Below are 16,619 nucleotides of genomic sequence, written 5' to 3'. Positions count from 1 at the left end.
GGCAAAAAATCACATGAACAGGCGCTTGAACTTCTCGTGGTTGTCGATATTGCTTTGAATATCTGCCGCATCCCAGATTTGCAGCTCCCACGGGAAAAAGTAATTGCTCTTGTTCTTGAAGTACACATGCAGGCCGCGATAGCCGGCCTTGTCGCGCAAATACCAGTTTTTCAGGCCTAGTTCATCCTGCCATGCATCCAGTAAATCCAGTACGGTTTCGATTTCAGTGGCGGACAGAATGATCCTGGCGCCAAAAATATCATTCAGCCAGTTGTTGACCGGGTATTGGTCTTCGCGGCTGGCGAAACGCCCGATCTTGTCGTCAATGCTTTCCCGCGTCTTCACGCGGTAAAAGTACTTGATGTCGATCTCCGCCGTCATCAGGTAATCGTTGACGCTCTCGTGCAGGGCGAGGCGGTAGCGGTAAATATGCGCGGGCGGCACATGCTTGATGGTTCTGGACAGCTTGATCTTTTCGATTTTTCCGGTCTCGAAAAAGTCATTCGAAAAATCACGATGCAAGCGGTTGATCTCGCTGACCAGTTGCTTGACTTGAGCTATCTTGTCCATGTTATTTCTCCACAGCAGCAGGTGCGGGCTCTGCTGTTGTCTTGGGGAAACTTAACAGCAAATCGCGATAGTATTCGTATTGCTTCTGGCGCAGCTCGATTTCACGCGGCAAACCTTCCGTGATGGAGTTTGTCAGCGTGTCTAGCTTATCCAGGATGTTTGCGATTCTTTTCTGTTCCGCAGTCGACTTGGTGGAATCGTTTGCATACGGTATTGGAATCAAAATCTTTTCCATAAGCGCCTTGGAGCTTAGATTTGGCTGTGCGCCACCGCCAGCTAGAACATATATTGCATCGGTCTTTGAAAGTAAAAAATGATACAAATAGCGATTGTTTAGAGCGTTGCTTTTGGATATGAATTTCCCTACTCGCTGGTTCAGGTAGGCAGTTCTATTGCTGTTAAAGCAGCCGATTTTCCCAGTGGTTGCGCCAGACATTGCTATCAAAATGTCACCACTGTCGATCACGTAGCTTAGGGTGTTTTCTTTATAGTCAGACGGATCGAAATACTTAACATCCGCCATGTCGACGCCTGAACCATTTATGTTGGTTATTCTTACGATTGGCAGTCCTGTTTCTTTGAATAGATTGCTTTTAAAAGCGAATCCATTTTTGAAGTCGCACACATCCCCCAACGTCTTCCACTCCACCTCACCCTCTTCAAAACTTAACAACTGGTCGCGGTAGTGGCTGTATTGCTTTTTCCGTGCAGTAAGCTCGGTGGTAAGCTCGGTGGTAAGCTCGGTGGTAAGCGCAGTAAATGCGTCCAAAATATGCACGATTTCAGTTTGGATTTTCAGCGATTTTTTCGGGTTGTCTGGGCAAGGGATGGGAACTTGAATTTTTGCCATGTCAGTGGCTGATACGTCAATTACTTTTGTTCCTTTTGCATACTTTCTTTTTTCGTTTGCAAATGTAGCCGTTTGAGTAAAATAAGCAAAATATTTCCCGAGGATACCATTACTTGGTTTGAAAATAGTTGCATGACCACCAGTAACAGCTGGTTTTTTACCTAAATAGACTAATGCCTTACCCACATCAGTAAAATTTTCACTAGTGTTGGTAATTACAACATCTCCATCATTTACTATTTTTAGTTTTTTTGCTGTCTCATGAGAAACAAAGGATTTAGTCGTTTCTGTTGAAAGCCCGTAGAGAGTGTAAATTTGCCCGTAATGAATGGCAGGGACCCCTGAGGCTGTAAAATCCGATTTTGGCAATCCATTGCCACGAATTAGCTCGCCAATATCTCCTAGTGTTTTCCATTCAACATTAACACCATTTAGCAACTTTTCGATAAAGTCCACATGGCTCATGATTACAGCTCCTCTGTCTTGAATTCGCTATAACCTTCGTAGTAATAGCTGACATCAATACCCTTCATGAACAAGGCGCGGTCATCAATCTGACTGGTGAGCGCTTGTTTAAGCAGCGCCTTTATTTCCAGGTCTTTCACTACGCTGCGCTGCATCGCAGAAAGATACTCTTCCTTATCCACCAAGTTCCAATCCACTACTTGTTTAAGCGCGGCTTTGAGCATCAGGTCTAGCCAGATACGCGTAGCACGGCCATTGCCTTCACGAAATGGGTGGGCGATGTTCATTTCGACATATTTTTCGATAATTTCATCAAAGGTACTTTGTGGCATGCCATCGATATGCTTTAGCGATACGTCCAAATACATCAGTGGTGCAAAACGAAAATTACCCTTGGCGATATTGACGTCACGGATGTTACCAGCGAAGTGATAGATGTCACCAAACAGATAGCCATGAATAAAGCTAAGCCCGGAAAACGTTCCAACATCAGCCTTGTTAATGTCGCCAGAGTCGAAAAGTAGCTTAGCCTTTTGCTTACTGATTTTCTCCTCAGCTTTGGCAAGTTCAACCTGATTGGTGATGTTTAATTTATTTTCTAACATCATGCTACCTCTCCTTCGCTTTCCATGCCCTCGGTCGGTGTTTCTTCAATCGTCGTCCCTTCGATTTTGGCAACAATGGTATCAATTTCTTTGCGCAGTTTATCAATGTTGGCAACCGTGGTTTTCAGTTCGATATTGAGCTGGCTGATATCCACCACTTCACGGTTGTCTTTCGCTTCCACATAGCTGCTGACGGAGAGGTTGTAATCGTTGGTGGCAACTTGCTCAAGGGGCACCGATTTGGCGAAGTGATCGACATTGGCCTTGCTGTCGAACACCTCCATGATTTGCTCGATGTGCCTGTCCAGCAGCACGTTGTTATTAGTCTCTTTTTTGAAATAGTCCGGACCGCTAGCATCTATAAACTGGATGGTTGTCTCTTTTTTGTTTTTGGCCAATACCAGAATGTTCACGGCGATGGTGGTGCCGTAAAACAGATTGGGTGCCAGCGAGACCACCGTTTCCACATAGTTGTTGTCCACCAGATATTGCCGGATCTTTTGCTCGGCCCCGCCACGGTAGAAGATGCCGGGGAAGCAGACGATGGCGGCGCGGCCTTTGGCGGAGAGGTAGCTGAGCGCATGCAGCACGAAGGCAAAATCGGCTTTGGATTTGGGGGCGAGCACGCCAGCGGGGGCAAAACGGTCATCGTTGATCAGTGTCGGGTCATCCGAACCTATCCACTTCACCGAATAGGGAGGATTGGAAACGATGGCATCAAACGGCTTGTCGTCGCCAAAGTGGGGTTCGCGCAGCGTATCGCCGAGTTGGATGTTGAACTTGTCGTAGTTGATGTTGTGCAAGAACATGTTCATCCGCGCCAAGTTGTAGGTAGTGTGGTTGAGCTCTTGCCCGAAGAAGCCATCTTCGATGATATGGGCGTCAAAGTGCTTTTTGGCTTGCAAGAGCAGCGAGCCGGAGCCGCAAGCCGGGTCGTAAATTTTGTTGACGCTACTTTGGCCATGCATGGCAAGCTGAGCGATTAACTTGGATACATGCTGGGGGGTGAAGAACTCACCACCGGATTTACCGGCGTTGGCAGCATAGTTGGAAATAAGGAACTCGTAGGCATCGCCGAAGAGATCGATATCATTCTCTTCAAAATCACCAAGATCCAGCTTGGCCACGCCATTAAGCACAGCAGCCAAACGGGCGTTTTTATCTTTTACCGTGTTACCCAAGCGGTTGCTTGTGGTATCGAAGTCAGCGAACAGTCCTTTGATGTCTCGCTCTGACGGGTAACCGTTAGCCGATGCTTCAATGTCAGCAAAGATGTGGGCAAGATCGGTATTGAGGCTGTCGTTGCTATTGGCATTTTTGGCCACATTCACGAAAAGATCGCTGGGGCGGATAAAGTAGCCCTTGGTCTTGATGGCATCCTCTTTGATTTCCGGAGTGATCACGCTATCGGGTATTTCTGCGTAGTTGACGCTGTCATCACCGCCTTCGATGTAACTGGCAAAGTTCTCGCTGATAAAGCGATAGAACAGGGCACCCAGTACATACTGCTTAAAATCCCATCCATCGACAGCACCGCGTACCTCGTTGGCAATGGCCCAGATCTGACGTTGCAGGGCGGCGCGTTGTTGAATGCTTGTCATGCTGTGATTCCTGTGTGTCGCCTCGCAAGTTAGGAGGCGGAACTTCTAATGAAAATGATGTGCATCATACCGGAAAAATGACCCACGTTCAGGTAACTGACGCCATCTGATTAACATCGAAAATGTGAGAAGGCTGCTTGCACAGCCTTCCCACTTCCTCCTAAATAGTGAGGGCGGAGTAAAGCGCCACATAGACATAGCCGTGGCTACCCAAGGTATCGGCTTCGCAGGAGAAACCGCCGTGCTGGATAGTGATACAGTGCTGACGTTGGGCATCCAGTTCGCCGGTCAGCAGCTTGGCTTCCAGTGCCTTGATGATTTCCGGGAAAGCCAGGTCGAGCTTGGCTATCTGCACCTCACTCCACTCACCGCTCAGACTGGCTCGATCGGGTAGAAAATCGAGTCGGTAGCGACTCTGTATCAGACGAGCGCCAAAGCATGGAGAGATATCACGCGGCAGACCCCAGCATCTGCTGGGGAGCGGTGTGAGAGCTGGGACCTCAGGTTGCTGTGTAGCAGAGCATGTGGGATGGGTTGTGGTCATAATTAGCGATACCTCAACTGGGTGTGGATGATAGTGCCAGGCACGTTGTGGCGCTGGCGCAGCTTGGTCAGGTGTTCTGGGAGTTCGGTCAAGTTTGCCAGTCGCCCCCGGTAGAGCCGGGAGAGATTGATGTAGTCGGGATGGCTCACGGTGATGGTCACCTGATGCCCTGGCTGCCAGCGGCCAAACAGGCGGGCTTTGGCTTGCTTGATGGTGGTGATGCCGGGAGCGGGTAGTGTCTGACGGTTTCGCAGGTGCAGTTTGTTGAGCTCGGGGGCATAGCGATGCACCTCGAGTCCGGTGATAAGACGGGTCATGTTCGGTGACTCCAATGATGCAAGGGGCCAGCCTGTGAGGGCTGGCCCTTTATGTTGTTTGTGGATGAGCGATGAGATGGTCGCGGTGGTTAGCCGTTGTAAAACAGGATGTAGTTCACTCCTGCCTGCTGGGCTGCAGTGATCAAGGGTTGCAGCGCTGGCGGGATCGTATCGAGATCCATGGCAAGGTTCAGGGTGTACTCGTAGGCGGAGTCATCCTTCACGCCGACATGTTCATGGGAGGCCATTTGCTTGACCCATTGCCATTCTGGTACCAGGTCTGCGTCATCGTAGTCGCCGATGATGGAACTCATGGCGACATCCAGCATCTGCATCACCGAATGGCTTGCCAGTGGATTAGGTGTTGTAGGTAGGGTGTTGGTCATTGCATCGTTCCTTGTTGTCTGGGCTGTCGCTCCCTCTGAGCATTGATGAGCGTGAGCACTTGAGCTGTGCGTTGTTACATCTGATTGATAATCGGCTTGCAGTTGAGTCGGTCCAGCAGGTGCCGCGAGCCGTATTGGGCTACCAGCCGGTCTATGGCCATCTGGGCGCAGGCCGCTCTGCTGGGCTTATTCTCAGGCATGGCGTAACGCGCGGTCAGCCAGCCACCGAGCAGGGCTATGCGGTAGCCGCTCGGGATGTGGGTGAGCGAGGTGCCTATCCCCCTCCCATGAATAAGGAAAGGCACGGCCTGCCCACCGAGGTCGATATCCATGCGCTGGCCCTTGAGCTCAAAGGTGGTGAGCTCGCCGGTCTGTGGATGCTTGCCCGGCACCTTGATGGTGATGTTCTTCGCCATCTCACACCTCCGGCTTGGCTTCAAAGTGGTGGGTCACCGTGCCCGCTTCCGGGTCGATGCTGATAAACGCCGGGGCTTGCGGGTGGTACTGATAGAGCCGCGCCAGTTCGGCACGAAACGCCTCAACGTTTGGCGCAATCACATGGCTGGTATCCCCTTCGGCGTAGGTAAAGGTCTCCAACTTCTCTGTGTGAATCCAGATGCCGAAATACCAGGCGTCTTCCTCGGTATCGTATTGTTGCCAGCCCTGGGCCAGCAGCGTCCGGTCGTAGTAGTAACGGTCAGCCTGATGGCTGCCACGGTCGATGCGGCAACCCGTCACGGTGAGCTCAAACGGGATACGCCCCGCCTTGTGTGCTTTCTTGACCCGGCGCAGCAGCTTGAGGGCCTTGGCTCTGCTACGGCCATTACCGAGCGGTTGCGACTGCCTGGCCCGCAATACCAGATGGGTCATTATCTTCGGTGCGGTGTTGTGGTTGAGCTGGCCGATAGCGGCGGTGAGTTGTCGGGCGGACAGAGTCTTGTAATCACGTAAGTCATGCATGGTTGGGCTTCCTTCAAATGCAAACAGCCCCTCGGCGTGAGGGGCTGTGAGAGGTCTTGTGTGTGCTGGTGGCCGTGGCTCAGGTGTGACTACTCCAATCCGGCTTGTCATTACTACCATGGTTGACGTAGGCCCCGACAATTACCCGTTGCCACTCGCCGACCGGCTGACCCACTGCATTACAGGCGCAGCGAAAGCGGGTGAAGTTAATCTCTCGTGGCAGGTGCTCACGCATATCCCGTGGACTGACAAAGAGCGTGGTCTTGTGCAACACAGGGTTGGGGGCCACCAGCGGGCCACCAATACGTCGCCCCTCCACATCGTGGGCATAGGCAAAGCCCGGCAGCATCAACTGCTGACTGATGAGCTTGGCAAGCCCTGAGTGAGCACACATGGCCTCCGCGACGGCGGCCTGGCTAAAGCTGTCATTGAACTCAATCATTGATGTTTCTCCTTTTCCTCCGGTGAACGGTAAGCAGCTGCCAGCAGCGCAAACTGTTCGACCAGATAGCTGATACTGATACCCAGTTCATCGCTCACCCCATCCCCTAGACGGTGATGCAGGTGTGCCATGTCATCGGCGACACGTTGGGCTAGGTGGGCCATTGAACTCGGTGGCGAGCTTGCCACTGTCAGGGTGATGTAGAGATCCATCACATCTCTCCCCAGGGTGCTTGCTCCCACAGTGACAGCCGGGTCAGCACGTCTTGCGCCAGCGCCTGCTGCAACGGCTGTATTACCTTCACCAGCCGTGGGGCCTGCTCAGGACTCCCGCTCCATTCGCTCGACTGGTACAGGGCGCAGCAGGTGAATTTGTAGAGGGCTACCAGTTCGGCATCGGTGAGTGGTGCCTGGTGGTAACGATGGGCAGGTTTAAGCGGCCCCAGCTTGTTCGAGCGGTGCTGATGTGGTTCCTTGTGGCCCTGCTGACGCCCAAGCTGATAGCGATGCCAAACAGCACGGCGATTGGCGAGCATCATCAACCGTACCAGCCGGTCAACCCGCCACGTCCAGGTGCTGGTCGTGTCTGCTGGCGGCTGCCACCAGAGGGTGCGCAGTAGCTCCAGGGTGTAGTGCGGTGGCATGGGGGCATTGCAAAAGCGATGTAGCTGCACGGCAAAGGCTAGGTAATCCTTGCGGTCAATCATGAAGGCAGACATTGAGTGACTCCTTGAAATGAACAAGGCCACCTGTAGTGAGGTGGCCTTGCTGGGGGGATCGGAATATCCGGATCATGGTGTTGGCGCGGATGATCCGGGTTTGGGGATGCTGGCGTTATTCGTGCGCCTGCTCTGCGTCTGGGTAAGCCGCATCAAACAGGATGGCGTAGAGCGCACAATCAATGCCGTTGACGGCATCGTGATGCAGGTAATAGGGCGGTGCGTCTCGGGAGCACTCGAAGTAGTCGCCAAAGCAGCTGAGGCATTCGCGGATCTCGATGGTGGATCCCCGCAGCAAGGCCTCTTCAAGCTGCCTGGCATAACCCTCGTCATCACGCGCCTTGGTGACGGCTTTTTCCAGTAATGCCAGCGCCTCCTCGTTGCAGGCAGTAGCCAGACGATGGCGCAGCTTGCTCAGGGTTTCCTCAAGGGAATAGGGGTTAGGTAATCGCATCGCTCATTTCTCTTTTGGAACGGACTAATGGCGCAGCTGATGCAGCAGCGCATCAATAGCCTCGATACTATCGGCCTGGGTGAGCAGGGAGCCGTTAGGCAGGTGAGCCACGATGGCGGGCTCGGTCTGCATCTCGACGTTGTCTGCCAGCCAACAGCGCAACTCGATGAGGATATCGAGGGCGGTGAGGTGGGTTTTGCCTGGGGTCTGGTTCATAGCTGACCTCTTTCGGCCATCGAGACTAAGCCCTCAGCACCGACCACCAGATGGTCAAGCAACCGGACATCCACCAGCGCCAAGGCCTCTTTGAGGGCTTGGGTAAAGACCCGGTCAGAGTAGCTGGGTTCCGGGTTACCACTGGGGTGATTGTGGACCGCGATAATGGCCCCGCTGTTAAGCAGCAAGGCCCGCTTGACCACTTCCCGTGGGTAGATGCTGGCACTGTCCAAGGTGCCACGAAACAGCTCCTCAAAAGCCAGTACGCGATGCTGGGAGTCGAGGAACAGTGCCCCAAACACTTCATGCTCCCGGTCCTGCAGCAGGGTTTGCAGCCGCTCGGCGGCCTCAGTGGTACTGGTAATGGCAGTGCCTTTGGCCAGGCGTTTACGGGCAATCTGATTGGCAATACGCAACAGGTCTTGCTCGGTCACCGGTTCGGTGACGACATAAGTGCCGGGGCATTCTCCGGCTTTGAGTTTGTGGTAACGCATATTGGGTCTCCAAATAAGCAAAACCCCGGCACGCAGGAAGCATGTCGGGGTCAAAGATAGAAAGGTTGTTGGTTCTCTTTGAGGGGGGTCAGTTGACCGTGGTGGGGCCTGTTGTAGCTGTGGGCTCTCGCTTCACCGGCATCAGCGATTCGGGGACCAGCATGGTGAGCGGGACGGCCAGCGCCAGGCTCAAGCGCTCTGCCAGTTCGTAAGCTGGGCCGATAGTGTCGTAGTCAGCTACCCAGGTAGCCAGTGCCAGCCCGCTGGTCTCTACCGCCCGTAGGTAGACGCTGTAGCCTTGAACTGTCAGGCCACTGTCGCGCACCACCTGCGTCTCGCCATCTCGATTAATCGCTTCAAGCTCAACGGCGATCGGTTGGTTGGGCATCGTGTGTCTCCTCTTGAGGTAAGGAGTCACTCTCCACGCGATAGCCGAGATGAATGCAGGTACGCTGCAAGTCGGCCAGAAAGCTGCCCAGTACACGAGGCTGTTCAGAGAGCGGGATGGGGCCTGCTTGGCAGCGCCAGAAACATTGGCGCTTGGGGTCCACGCAGATTTCATCCACGGGCTGACTCATGGTGCGCCAGTCCTCGGCATTGGTGAGGGAGAGCAGTTGCCACTGCCCCCCATACCAGCGCAGGTGCAGTGTAACGGTGCGAGCGTTTGGGCTACCAGGAGTCAGATGCAGCAACCAGCGCTCGCCCTGGTGAGTCGGCTGCAGTTTGGCTTTGGCCGCGACCAGGCCCAACCACTGACGTGAGTAGTGGGATAGAGCTAATTCTTGGGTCATCGTGACCTCCTAATCTCCTGCGACCGTGACGCTGAAGCATTCCAACCGGCAGTAGGCAATGAAGTTGCTTTGCCAGATATCGAACAATTCCCGCGCTTCGGCCAGCCGCAGCGGTCCCCAGCCCAACATGGTGTGTTCCCCATCGAGGAAGTTGAAGTCGATCTCCTTGCAGAGCTCGGCATCATGGCCGAGCCCCTGGTAGCTGAAGTCGGTGACGTAATCGAACAGCCAGCCATCTAGCCCACGGATCAGGCGGATCTCGACCGGGTGCACGCCACCTTGTTCGACACTGTAGCCGGGATTGCGGAAGTTGAAGGTTAGCTGGGTGCAGCGCCCCAGATCGAGATCGGTATGTTCGGCTTCTTGGCTGAGCAGGGCCAGCAAAGCCTGACAAGCAGGCAGGGCAAAGCCGTCCCGGTGAAAGGGAATCGTCATGGTAGTGTTCCTTGAAAGTGTGAGGTAGCGGTAGTGGATCAGTCGGTGAGCCAGGACCAGAGGCGGCTGACTGCGTGAACGGCTAATGCGCCGGTTGCCAGGGGGACCCAGCTTGGCGATGTCGCGAGGGTGGTCAGGGTGATAGCAGAGGTGGCGAGCGTTATGTAATCAGACGTTGTGCGCTCGCGGCTCAACACGGTCATAGCTGGGGGAATGATAGTAGTCTGTGGAGTACGAAGGGCCGCTTTCGCCACCGCCGTTGCTACCTGACTAACCTGTGTCGAGTGGTGGATACCGTGGATGCACCACATCACGAAGTGTTCACAGTTACTGAACAACACATCGTATCGATGCTCGCCCAGCCGTGTACGGGCACGTTCGAGGCTCTCTGTTCGGTCATACCGCCTGACAGGGCAAAATTTGCACCAGACCGGCTTACCATCGGAAAACTCATCCAAAGAGGTCATCACGATTTCACCGGGTAGGCCGAGATTAGGCCCCTGATAGTGGATGACAAGGTCGCCCCCGACATAGAGGCCATGGTGGGTATAACCGAGGTGAGCGGTCACCAGATGATCGCCTGGGGTGAATCGAGACATGAAGTTAACTCCTTGTGGTCAGACATAAAAACGAAGCAGGGCACCTCGTGGGTGCCCTGTTATCAGTGTGGAAAAGTGACGATTCTATTTGTGTAACGTCAGGGTACGGGAATCCCAGGCCCAGGTGAGCTATTGGCTAAAAGCGTGGGCAAGGCGATCGGGCGGCAGCGCCAGCAGGCGGGATTGACCCAGGATCAGGTGGCAGAGCACCTTAATATCGGGATGGAAGCCGTCTCTCGGATGGAGCGCGGTATCGTGGTGCCGACCATTGCCCGGCTGGCTGAACTGGCTCAGCTGTTTGGGTGCGAGCTGGCCGATTTCTTGCGCGAAACCAGCCCGCGCCCAACTGAGCAGGGTATCGTCTTGGGGCAGAAACTCGCCCGGCTGGACAGCGACGACCGGGCATTGCTGCTGGAGACATTTGAGCGGTTGGTCGAGCGCCTGGCCAAATCCTGAGTTAGGGTGTACCGGGTGCCGGTGTGGCGTCCTTGCCTAGCTTGTTGGTTAACGGGGATGCCCGTGCTCGCGTTCCCCGTGGCTGGGCCACTGTTTGCGGTGCTGGTTCGGCAGTCGAATGCTCCCCTTCCTCCACCTGGGGGTAAAACTCTTCCAGCAGCATTGGCACCTCTTCATCCACTTCCTCGAACTGACCATTGCGCAGTAGCGCCCGCGCCACGGCTTCCATCTCGCTAATCGTCAGTCCCGCCTCATCATCCAGCAACGCTTCCTGCCGTGCCTGACAGACTGCCTCAGTCAGGGTCAGTTCATCGCGCAGGGTCAAATCCACGTAGTAGACCGGGGTACGGTAGGACTGGGTGGTGCTCTTGGCCCGCAGCCGTAAGGTCAGCGGCAGGTAGCGAGTCAGGCCACCACTCACCGCCTCAAAGTACTTGAGCCGTGCCGCCAGGGTCCGTACCGAGTTATAGCCGGTGGTGCGAAAGATAAAGCTGCCGAGTTCATCCCCCTGTCCCTCCACAAACAGGTTCAGTCGTCCGTACAGCTTGCAGCCCTGCTGCTGGCCATAAGGGCAGCGCTCCGGACCGGGGCAACTGACCTCCTCCATCCCTTGCGCCCCCACCCGTTTTGCCACCTCTCCATTGCCGACACAAAGCGGCCGTCCGGTTTGGCGGTCAAAGGCGCTGTACTCTGCCCGCAGGTTCAGATCGCTGTCATTGAACAGCACCCGTACCGGAATGGCGCGGATCTTGGCCTGCTCATGCCCTTGAGCGAACTGTTGATGCAAGGGATGGAGCAACCATCCCCCTTTCTGCTGTACCTGGGTGGTGAGGGTGAAACTGTCGTCCTTCTCCGGTACCCATTTCCCCTCTTTCTGTACCAGCTTGCCAATACAGATCCGCCCAATCACGGGCGGGGTAATCGCCAGTCCTTTGATCATGGTGTGTGTCTCCTGACAGCGTGAACTGCTTGAATGGTGAAACGGCGTGAGCCGGGCACCGGTTTGACATAGTGGCTGAGCAGGTCGGGGTGATCCTGGCCGAGCCGTTCCAAGTCCGGGGCCAGCCGATCCTTGCTGCGTTTCCAAGTGATCTTGCCGTCGGCAAAGAGTCCTGCCGTGGCCTCGCCTAGCGTGGCCTGTAGGCGCTGCTTGATCTGCGATTCGCGCAACTCCACTTCTTCCTTATGTTCACGCAGATGCAGCAACTCCCCGAACAGCTGGTTGAACTCGGGAGAATCGGAGAGATCGACGGTCTCCCCGTCATCGCGGGGAAATAGCCAGGCCAACGCCGAGCCCGCATCCTCGGAGCCATCGGGTTCGGGCTGCTGACCGCTGATGACCTGATGCCAGAACTGCGCTTCTCGCTCGGTGAGATCCCGGATCTTCTCCTCGTCGCGCTCGATGCGGTAAATCCGAAAATCTTGACCACCGATGAGTACCGCCACTTCTGCCCAAGCATGGCCAGTGATGGCAAGCTGATGCAGTACCTGACACTGGTAGGCGACCGGCACACCTTCTTCCCACTGCGGGGCACTGTGATAGCTGGCGGTCTTGATTTCGAGGATGCCAGGGCCGTCGGGGTGGCCCACCACCTCCCGGTCGAGATTGGCGAGCATAAAGGTGTGTTCGGGGTGCTGGAGTACCGCATTGACCCGGCGCACCCGGTAGCCGGTGCGCTTGGCATAGACCTGTGCCAACACCGGTTCGAGCTCGATGCCCCACAACACAGCTTCTTTCTGAGAGATATCGTCCGGCTCCTTGCGACCAGTCTTTTCCAGCCATAGCGACAGCGGGCATTTATAGGGTGAGAGGCCCACCGCCACGGCGGCATCGGACGAGCCTAGCCCCAGCTTGCGGATCGCCAGCCACTGTTCGCGAGAGAGGTCGGTGGTGGAGGCTAAACGAATGGCCTGACCGTATTTGGCTTTTGCTTTCATCGTGACTCCTGCTTGACGGCATAAACGTCCCTGCCCGGCCTGATGGCTGGGTAGGGGTCTATGACGGGTAAATGAGATGAATCGGTAGAGCGGGGATTACTGCAGCAGAGTAAGGGCCTGGTTGAGGGCCTGAGACTTTAGCTGAGCACCCTGACCGAACCAGGCAGAGTCCAGGCGATAGTCCTGACTGCGGGCACGGCGGTGATGGTCGACGTATTCGGTCACCGCATTAACTAAACCCCAAGCGGTATTCTGGGAACTGGCTAACTCCGAGCCCATGCCTGCGCCTTGATATAGCTCGTGGAGCTGTTGGACTGGTCGGGTGAGGATAATTTGATTGTCGGCATCTAATGGCTGGGCCAGCAGATCGCTAAAGAAACGTAGCGCCTCTTCTGAGGCGACAGGACGGGCAGCCAATGCTTTGGTCTGGGTTTTGAATTCATCCCAGTGGGAAAGTCCCAACCCTAATTCCTCTTTGACAATAGCTGGGTCAAATGTCGTCGAGTGAGAAACTTTGACTGCGCCAGTGCTATTACGCAACGCCATCTGAAGGGTGTTATTACAGACCACTCGCAATGAGGTAAATTGCGCCGTGGTGCAAAGCGTGCCGTCACAGCTGGTCGCCAGCAGCAGATAGGACTTCACCAGGTCATTGCCTTTGAGTTTCAAGTCTTGGCCGGTACGGGCCAGCGCCCATAGTTTTCGACCGCCTTTAAGTGAGCCTGCGGTTTCTAATTCAAAGCCGCCGATTTCCACTAAATCCTGATAGAAGTGCAGCACCTCATGGGGCTGTACCACGTTATAGCGTTGGGAGACCACCGAGAGCGGTTCGAGTGTATCGGAGCGGAAGAGCACCTTACTATCACGATAGGGGCGAATATGAAGGGCATCGGAAGCAACATTAAACATTACGTCGCTCTGCTCGATGGTCCAGTCCATTCCGGCAGCTTTAAGCCAGATCTCCAAGGATTGTTGTGGGGGCAAGATATTGCCGAGGCCGTGCCAAGGCGTCTGGCCAGTGTAGGCAATGCTATCGATGAGGTGAGCCATATATCAATCTCCAATGAAAATGGGACTGCATAGCGCAATCCCAGAGGTATGTTCACGGAGAGAATATATATCTGAAATTTATTTGAATGGAGGCAGAGGGAATGCCATATAGCCGCAACACACCATTTATAGAGATTAAAAACCAAGCGGTGCCATATGAGATTACACGACGGCTGCCAGTAACATTGTTGAGACTCATTAGTGTGCGCAACTTTTGATATTCCAGATATTTTTGATATTCGTATCTGAAAGTATCTGGATAGAGCTTACTTGATTAGTTGTTGGAGTCATGATGACAGGTGGGAGAAGAAGTAACCATACACCTGAATTGATGCTGTGGGATTGTGGCGCTGTAATGTCACCAGTGCCTCAATCCACGTTTTGGCAACCTACTCCATCCCTGAAAACAATACATTAAAATAAAAACGTATTCAAACAATTCTCGCAGGTATATTTGAAATTAATGTATATCAACAAGTAATTATTCACTAGAGAGGGTACGAATAAGTACCCCTTCAAAGAAACTGAAAATTTCAGTTCTTTCAGTTCAACTGATTACAGATGCATTTTTTGTGTTTAGTGAATTATTCTCACCTTCCTTAGGTAAAGGATGTCTATACCTGAACAATAACTCTACAACATTAGTCTTTTCACCTAACGCTATAATATTAGCAACATCATCCCCAGGAACAAACAAGAACAATATGATGGTTGAATAGTCCAAGAGACAAACACCGAGAGAAGATCCTGTAATTCCTTGGATTAGATTGTCATTTAATTCTTCTCTAGAAACAACATTTTCTCTAACCAATTCGTTTGCAAATGTTGCAGGGCCCTCAGGAACTTTAGGATCTACATCGATGCTGACTTTATCAAGTCCGGCTAATATTTTTCCTGAGACCTCATTCAGGTCTTTAAGCAGGTTACGGATAATCAATGACGAAGAGTAATTGAGATTTGGATGAGTCAATGATGACGTGTTTTTGATAGGTTCGTTTGTCGTTGGATTGCGCGAGGGGGTGTGTCGTGCGACGGTGAAATTATAAATATAGATGGCTTGTGCTACGACCGAGTTATATGTGTTGCCGCCAGAAACAATAGAACATTCTTCATATTCAGGTATAGAAAGCCATCCGGCATTATTAATTTCTAATAAATTGGGTGATGCAAGGACAGGAATAGAAATAATGCCTTGATGGTTTATTATGTCAGTAACCTGTTCGTTTAATGACTGGTGTTTAATGCTGTTTGGCTTTAAGATGTACATCAACCCTATTTTAAGCACGGCTAGTGAATGCTTAATAAACCCAAACGATAAACGATCTTCATGTTGCACATTATTAATTATATCTAATGCTGCATCTGGTTCGTTATGTTTTATGCAGTCGAGTGCTTCAATAAGAGGTATATATTGCATGAAGAACTTTTGAAATTTATTGGTCTCTTTATACATTAACCCTGCAATAGTAGCGACCTTAGAATGATCAAATGAAATCACATGCATTTCAAGATGGTTTGCCTTATTCTCTAATGATGCATCCTTGTCAACAATAGCCATAGGTATACTAAATTGAGGAGGAAGCGAGACCATTTTACCTAGATATGATTCTTCTACTAGTAGTGGCATCAAATCTAGCTCTGAATCAGATAGAGTGCAAATCCCAAACATTTCAAATATGTAAGAGGTTATTTTTTCTAAATACATCAGTTTTTTGCTGCTTAATATTATTTCTGGTTCATTTCCATCATGTAAGTAAATGGATGATTCATTAAGGTTTAAGTCCTCATAGTTTTCACTCAGTGCTGCGTGTAGGCTTAAATATAAGTCGTTAAGTATTGGGCTTTGTTTTTCGATAAGAAGGTTATATGTATTATAAAAATGAGCAATCATGCTGGTTTTATTCGCGATATCCTGCAGAATTATGATGGCAGTATAAGCGGCGATTATTGGCTGGATGCTAAATGACGAATTGTCAATTTTTGTACTAAAAAGCCTTTCATTACAAGGTTCAAGTTTCTCATGTAGTTTTGCACATGTTTGATTGTCTTTTTTATAAAACACACCCAAATAATTGAGCAATTCAGGAATTAACTGTTCTTTATTCTTGAAATTGGTTTTGTTAAGTATATCTGCATGCTTATTGAAGTGATGATTTATATATTCGCGCACATATTTTTGAGCTGTGGTTTTTCTGAGTTCTTGTTTATTGCCATCAAAGGTAGCTAAATTATCCATTGCAAGGATGCGGTCAAGATGATAATAGATTGAGTTTTCATTTGAGTAACCTTTTAAAATATAAATGTCAACGCAAATTAAAGGGATTAATGCGTTGCTAATATAATTTTGGATGGGGTCCTCGTATAGGACATCAAGAACATTAGGCTGTCTAGCTAGAGCGTAGTACACGCTTTCCATTATATCAAAATGATTTACATCCATTTTTGGTGGCAAATCGCAACCAATATGCAGCAGCTTGAATATCTTTTCTAGTCTTCGAGTGGAATCATTTGGGGCAGTTTCTGTTTGTAATTCTTTACGATGTGAATCAAAGCTAGCTTTGCTGGCTTCCTCGGTTGGGCGGGCCTTGCTTCTGAGTCCAAGAGTTTTTTCTACAGAGTAGATAAGTGCTGCGAAGAGATGTTTTTTCATGATTTACCTTTTGTAGCCGTAGTTTGCCCCCATGACGTTACCCGATAGGCTCGCCATAATGCGAGCTCATTCAATCAG

The 16,619-nt window shown here is 51.9% G+C and carries 24 protein-coding genes; 1 reads left to right on the top strand and 23 read right to left on the bottom strand.

Translation table 11 applies throughout. The features are described from left to right. Positions 1–9: 9 nt before the first annotated feature. From PG887_RS02825 to PG887_RS02735, 19 genes are all read right to left on the bottom strand, one after another. Positions 10–570, bottom strand: a complete 561-nt coding sequence (locus PG887_RS02825; protein ID WP_270670164.1) for a hypothetical protein — start codon at positions 568–570, stop codon at positions 10–12. 1 nt (position 571) lies between these two features. After that, the gene (locus tag PG887_RS02820; RefSeq protein ID WP_270821132.1) at positions 572–1,885 is read right to left on the bottom strand and encodes a restriction endonuclease subunit S; all 1,314 of its coding nucleotides are present in this window, start codon (positions 1,883–1,885) and stop codon (positions 572–574) included. Positions 1,886–1,887: 2 nt separating this feature from the next. Next, the gene (gene fic / locus PG887_RS02815; protein WP_270821131.1) at positions 1,888–2,493 is read right to left on the bottom strand and encodes a protein adenylyltransferase Fic; all 606 of its coding nucleotides are present in this window, start codon (positions 2,491–2,493) and stop codon (positions 1,888–1,890) included. Further along, complete coding sequence (locus tag PG887_RS02810; RefSeq protein ID WP_257712151.1) at positions 2,490–4,091, bottom strand: type I restriction-modification system subunit M; 1,602 nt, start codon at positions 4,089–4,091, stop codon at positions 2,490–2,492. The genes fic and PG887_RS02810 overlap by 4 nt, the downstream gene beginning before the upstream one ends. Before the next feature lie 160 nt (positions 4,092–4,251). Continuing rightward, positions 4,252–4,635, bottom strand: a complete 384-nt coding sequence (locus PG887_RS02805; RefSeq protein ID WP_270821130.1) for a type IV toxin-antitoxin system YeeU family antitoxin — start codon at positions 4,633–4,635, stop codon at positions 4,252–4,254. 2 nt (positions 4,636–4,637) lie between these two features. After that, on the bottom strand, positions 4,638–4,952 hold the full coding sequence (locus PG887_RS02800) for a hypothetical protein (RefSeq protein WP_270821129.1): 315 nt from the start codon (positions 4,950–4,952) through the stop codon (positions 4,638–4,640). A gap of 89 nt (positions 4,953–5,041) precedes the next feature. Next, the gene (locus PG887_RS02795; protein ID WP_125596618.1) at positions 5,042–5,338 is read right to left on the bottom strand and encodes a hypothetical protein; all 297 of its coding nucleotides are present in this window, start codon (positions 5,336–5,338) and stop codon (positions 5,042–5,044) included. 74 nt (positions 5,339–5,412) lie between these two features. After that, positions 5,413–5,754, bottom strand: a complete 342-nt coding sequence (locus tag PG887_RS02790) for a hypothetical protein (protein WP_077098440.1) — start codon at positions 5,752–5,754, stop codon at positions 5,413–5,415. A 1-nt stretch (position 5,755) separates the two neighbouring features. After that, on the bottom strand, positions 5,756–6,298 hold the full coding sequence (locus PG887_RS02785) for a hypothetical protein (RefSeq protein ID WP_029303521.1): 543 nt from the start codon (positions 6,296–6,298) through the stop codon (positions 5,756–5,758). Between the two features lie 79 nt (positions 6,299–6,377). Then, a complete protein-coding gene (locus PG887_RS02780; protein WP_270821128.1) occupies positions 6,378–6,740 on the bottom strand; it encodes a hypothetical protein in 363 nt (120 codons plus the stop codon). Continuing rightward, on the bottom strand, positions 6,737–6,952 hold the full coding sequence (locus PG887_RS02775; protein WP_016349977.1) for a hypothetical protein: 216 nt from the start codon (positions 6,950–6,952) through the stop codon (positions 6,737–6,739). The genes PG887_RS02780 and PG887_RS02775 overlap by 4 nt, the downstream gene beginning before the upstream one ends. Beyond that, the gene (locus PG887_RS02770) at positions 6,952–7,458 is read right to left on the bottom strand and encodes a hypothetical protein (RefSeq protein WP_113721837.1); all 507 of its coding nucleotides are present in this window, start codon (positions 7,456–7,458) and stop codon (positions 6,952–6,954) included. The genes PG887_RS02775 and PG887_RS02770 overlap by 1 nt, the downstream gene beginning before the upstream one ends. Positions 7,459–7,573: 115 nt before the next feature. Continuing rightward, positions 7,574–7,912, bottom strand: a complete 339-nt coding sequence (locus PG887_RS02765; RefSeq protein WP_174218935.1) for a hypothetical protein — start codon at positions 7,910–7,912, stop codon at positions 7,574–7,576. A gap of 24 nt (positions 7,913–7,936) precedes the next feature. After that, the gene (locus PG887_RS02760) at positions 7,937–8,128 is read right to left on the bottom strand and encodes a hypothetical protein (RefSeq protein WP_077098430.1); all 192 of its coding nucleotides are present in this window, start codon (positions 8,126–8,128) and stop codon (positions 7,937–7,939) included. Further along, positions 8,125–8,622, bottom strand: a complete 498-nt coding sequence (radC, locus tag PG887_RS02755; protein ID WP_270821127.1) for a RadC family protein — start codon at positions 8,620–8,622, stop codon at positions 8,125–8,127. Before radC ends, PG887_RS02760 begins: the two co-directional genes overlap by 4 nt. Before the next feature lie 88 nt (positions 8,623–8,710). Next, positions 8,711–9,010, bottom strand: coding sequence for a hypothetical protein (locus PG887_RS02750; protein ID WP_171276707.1), 300 nt, complete (start codon positions 9,008–9,010; stop codon positions 8,711–8,713). Next, the gene (locus tag PG887_RS02745) at positions 8,985–9,413 is read right to left on the bottom strand and encodes a hypothetical protein (RefSeq protein ID WP_270821126.1); all 429 of its coding nucleotides are present in this window, start codon (positions 9,411–9,413) and stop codon (positions 8,985–8,987) included. The genes PG887_RS02750 and PG887_RS02745 overlap by 26 nt, the downstream gene beginning before the upstream one ends. Before the next feature lie 9 nt (positions 9,414–9,422). Then, positions 9,423–9,848: a DUF2787 domain-containing protein gene (locus PG887_RS02740; protein ID WP_103859009.1), complete on the bottom strand. Its 426-nt coding sequence runs from the start codon at positions 9,846–9,848 to the stop codon at positions 9,423–9,425. 38 nt (positions 9,849–9,886) lie between these two features. Next, positions 9,887–10,447 (bottom strand): lecithin retinol acyltransferase family protein, encoded by a 561-nt coding sequence (locus PG887_RS02735; RefSeq protein WP_270821125.1) that lies wholly within the window; start codon positions 10,445–10,447, stop codon positions 9,887–9,889. 111 nt (positions 10,448–10,558) lie between these two features. Here PG887_RS02735 and PG887_RS02730 point away from each other — a divergent pair, with 111 nt between their 5' ends. Next, positions 10,559–10,903, top strand: coding sequence for a helix-turn-helix domain-containing protein (locus PG887_RS02730; protein ID WP_043170874.1), 345 nt, complete (start codon positions 10,559–10,561; stop codon positions 10,901–10,903). A 1-nt stretch (position 10,904) separates the two neighbouring features. Here the strand turns inward: PG887_RS02730 and PG887_RS02725 are convergent, their stop codons facing one another. The 4 genes from PG887_RS02725 to PG887_RS02710 all read right to left on the bottom strand — a co-directional run bounded on the left by PG887_RS02725 (position 10,905) and on the right by PG887_RS02710 (position 16,541). Beyond that, the gene (locus tag PG887_RS02725; RefSeq protein ID WP_268453324.1) at positions 10,905–11,843 is read right to left on the bottom strand and encodes a recombination directionality factor; all 939 of its coding nucleotides are present in this window, start codon (positions 11,841–11,843) and stop codon (positions 10,905–10,907) included. Beyond that, the gene (locus PG887_RS02720) at positions 11,840–12,841 is read right to left on the bottom strand and encodes a YqaJ viral recombinase family nuclease (RefSeq protein ID WP_268453323.1); all 1,002 of its coding nucleotides are present in this window, start codon (positions 12,839–12,841) and stop codon (positions 11,840–11,842) included. Before PG887_RS02720 ends, PG887_RS02725 begins: the two co-directional genes overlap by 4 nt. A gap of 96 nt (positions 12,842–12,937) precedes the next feature. Further along, complete coding sequence (locus tag PG887_RS02715) at positions 12,938–13,891, bottom strand: DUF932 domain-containing protein (protein WP_268453322.1); 954 nt, start codon at positions 13,889–13,891, stop codon at positions 12,938–12,940. A gap of 547 nt (positions 13,892–14,438) precedes the next feature. Then, positions 14,439–16,541, bottom strand: a complete 2,103-nt coding sequence (locus PG887_RS02710; protein WP_270682023.1) for a hypothetical protein — start codon at positions 16,539–16,541, stop codon at positions 14,439–14,441. Positions 16,542–16,619: the final 78 nt, after the last annotated feature.

It is taken from the genome of Aeromonas sp. QDB14 (genome assembly GCF_027707845.1).
In the GTDB taxonomy this organism is placed as follows: domain Bacteria; phylum Pseudomonadota; class Gammaproteobacteria; order Enterobacterales; family Aeromonadaceae; genus Aeromonas; species Aeromonas caviae.
The sequence above is the reverse complement of the archived record's forward strand: the minus strand, read 5'-3'. Positions and strand labels throughout refer to the sequence as shown.